This is a genomic window from Mobilicoccus sp., assembly GCF_032060985.1.
In the GTDB taxonomy this organism is placed as follows: Bacteria; Actinomycetota; Actinomycetes; order Actinomycetales; family Dermatophilaceae; genus Mobilicoccus.
Genome location: NZ_DAMBGD010000034.1, coordinates 1 through 3,251 on the forward strand (window position 1 = coordinate 1; position 3,251 = coordinate 3,251).

General features: G+C 65.2%; 1 protein-coding gene. It reads left to right on the forward strand.

Translation table 11 applies throughout. The features are described from left to right. The first annotated feature begins 277 nt into the window (after window positions 1-277). Window positions 278-3,103 carry a hypothetical protein gene (locus tag RT054_RS16455; protein WP_313025686.1) on the forward strand — a complete coding sequence of 942 codons (2,826 nt, stop codon included), beginning with the start codon at window positions 278-280 and terminating at the stop codon, window positions 3,101-3,103. The last annotated feature ends 148 nt before the right edge of the window (window positions 3,104-3,251 follow it).

Genomic DNA, 3,251 nt, shown 5'->3' on the forward strand with positions numbered 1-3,251 from the left:
CGGGCGACAGGACGACTCCCAGAACCACCGGACCTACAAAACGGGGTCAGCCCAGACCATGCGCTGGAAACCAGCGCTGAACGCCTTCGCCATCACCTTCGCCGACCGCATGCCGGCCGCCGAAGACCGCTGACCATGAAAACGCCACTTACACCGTTAGGCGGACAGTCCCCGCATATGCGAAATAGCTAGGGTCTAACCACGGTGTATCGCGAGGAGGGGAATCGTCTTGGTGCGCAGCCGGGCCCGTCATGTGGTCTTCGTGCGTCCGGGGACCATGTCGGTCAGAAAGAGCGCCATCGCGCAACGCGGGAAGCGCGATGTACGGCGCCGGGAGGACGGGGGGACAGGGCCTGATGCCCCGAACCAGCAACTCACGGTAGTCGTCGGCGACCGACGCTACTCCCTGCAGGCAGTCAGAAAGGTCATCGTAGATCTCCTGGCCCAGGATGGAGCGCCGCTGCGTCTGCCGCCGTGGGGAGCAGAGGAACGACGGCGGCTGTTGCGACAGGCCCTCTCAGATCTTGACGGACACCCTGCGCGGCTCTCCAACGAGATGCAGGCCCAGCTCAGCGAGTTGTGGCAACCAGCCCGCAAGGCGCAGACCCGGCGCAGGGCTGCGCGCCCGCCGCAACCCGATGCCGCTCCCGCCCGCTCTGGCAAGGTCGCAGACCGCACGCCCCAGCCGTCGAGAAAGCCACAGCAAACACAGCAGGAGGTCGAATACACCTTCGGGATGGAGTGCCGATCGACGGCATGGGTCGTGCTCACCCTTGGCCGGGCCATCACGCTCTTCCGACAGATGGACCGTGCTGACGCCGTCGCGGACTGCCGCCGCTGGCGCAATCAGGTACGACGCGACGCCGACGTCGGCATCCGGACCGAGTTTTCCCCGCGCATCCGACGCCTCCTCCAAGAGATGAGTGATCAGGAGGCAGGCCACGCACGTGAGCCTCTGCCACCGCGTCAGACTGTTCCCCACTCCTCACCCGCCCCCCGGCCAGAGGATTCGAAGGCCGCCGGTCACGCCAGCGCGGATATGGAGACCGCGTCGCCTGCGCCTCCGCCACCCACGCCCCTCCTCATGCCGCGCGTCCGCACAACCCCGCCAGTATTGGCCCCGGGATCCGTCAGCACAGCGACCCCCAGCGCTGGCCCAGCATCGGCTGGTGGGGATGACCAACGCAATTCCGGCGCCGACTACAACGCCTTCTTCCGCGTCGAGGAGGAAGACACGTGGCTGGAAGACGTCGAACTCCTCATAGGCGATTGGATCCGGGAGCGGAAATCCGGCTGGGATCTTCCGATCGCTGTCGGGGGGACATGGGAGAACGGCTCTCGGTGGGCCCGTGCACGCCACCTCGTTCACGAAGATTCTCTGGCCCTCGACTTCGAGATGCGGGAAGACGGCGACCTCGGACGATGGACCACCCGAGTCATTGCGGTCCAGCATCAGGACCTGGGCGGCTGGATTTCGGTCAAGGTCACCAACGACGAGGGGCGGTTCGTGGCGGTCCCGGGTCTCGCCGAGCTCTTCATCGGCAATCTGGCACTCATCGACGGGAACTTTCAGCTCCACGATGGCGTGTGGAACGTCGATCGCGAGAAGGTGCCGGACCTGCGGGACTTGCTGTTCGACCCCGACCGCCGCCATCCCGTCTTCATCACGGGCCTTGACGCGGCTCACGAAGCGACGCGGGGTGACACGTGGCGTCGCTGGTTCAAGGAGATCGTCGGCATTGGTCATGCGGTAGCTCTAGAGCCGGAGGCATTGCAAGCATTCAATGCGCTCATGCCAGCCCACGGCGATGCAAAACCTCGGACGATCCGCACTTACCTTCCAGGGCTGCGCGAGGATGACGCCACAGAGTGGGCACGCCATCGATTCCTTGGTACTGAGCGCCTGGATGGGATGCGTCCGACAGCCGTGGCTGGACTTCTCGGCCGAGTCGCTCGGGATCAGGCCAACCGACGCGAGCACCACGCCGAGGTTCAGGAGTGGGAGCGCAGGTTCGCCCGGCAGGCCAGGCTGGACATCCTGACGGTTCCTCCCCCCACACCCGCGATCGGCACTATCCGAGTGGATGGCGCCGACGACGAACCGGGTCTCACCACGCAACCGCCGATCTTCCCCACAGAGCAGGACCTCGACGCGCTTACCGATCTGTTGCGGGATCGCGAAGGGGAGACCGTTACAGCCCTCGACGAGAGGGAGCAGCCCACGACAGATACGGACTGGTCCGACCTCGCGACGCTGCGACTCACCCCAGCCATTGAGGCCTTCCTCGAACTCGTCGGCGCCGACGACCTCACGGTCGATGTCGCCGACCTCATGGCCACCGAGGCTTTGCGTGCCGATCAGCTCAAGAGCCGGCTCGACGCTGCTCGGACAGCTGCGGAGGAGGACGACTATGAGTCCCAGATCCTTCGGCTCGAGCGCGCCCAGGCGGAGCTTGAGATGAGGTACGACGACCTGAGCCTTGAGCTGCACATCCAGGGTGATCGTGAGAACGAGCTCGTTGAGGAAGTACGCCGCCTCCAAGGCCTCCTGATCGCGGCAGGGCGGGTGGATGAGGCCTTCGATCCATCCGTTGGCGCCGACAATCTCCCCACACCGCAGGACTACGACGGGTTACTGGAGGCCATCGATCAACTGGCGAGTCACGGAGTGGTCTTCTCCGGTGATGCTGGTGCCACTCTCGAACTGACACGCCTGGACCCGGCCGGGAGGTGCGTCCCGAAGGCTTGGCAGGCGTGTCTGGTTCTCAGTGACTACGTCAGAGCGAAGGCCAGCGGCGATTTCAGCCAGGGAGTTGCCCAGTATCTCGAGGCGACGCCGAACGGTTACCGTACGCTTCCAGCCGGAAATCACGCCCCCACGGAGACGGGTATCACCCAGCGACAATTCGGTGAGGAACGGATCTTCCCCGTGCCGCCTGAGGTGCGGGAAGAAGAGTGGGTGCAAATGCTGGCCCACTTCAAATTGGGCCGAGTAGCACGGCACGACCCGCGCCTCTATTACTTGGACGACACTCAGGACGGCGGCACCGGGCGGGTGTACATCGGCTACCTTGGCCGCCATCTGACGAATACCCAGACTTAGCGCAGCGTCGGTATGCACTGCGAATGCTGGCCACCGACGGTGACGTACCGGCCCGGTACTCGCAGAGTACTGACCTCGTCACCATGGGCCGCCCGGGACTGCTGCAGCATCAGGTGGCATCTGACCGGGCTGGCCTGCGGGGCCGGCT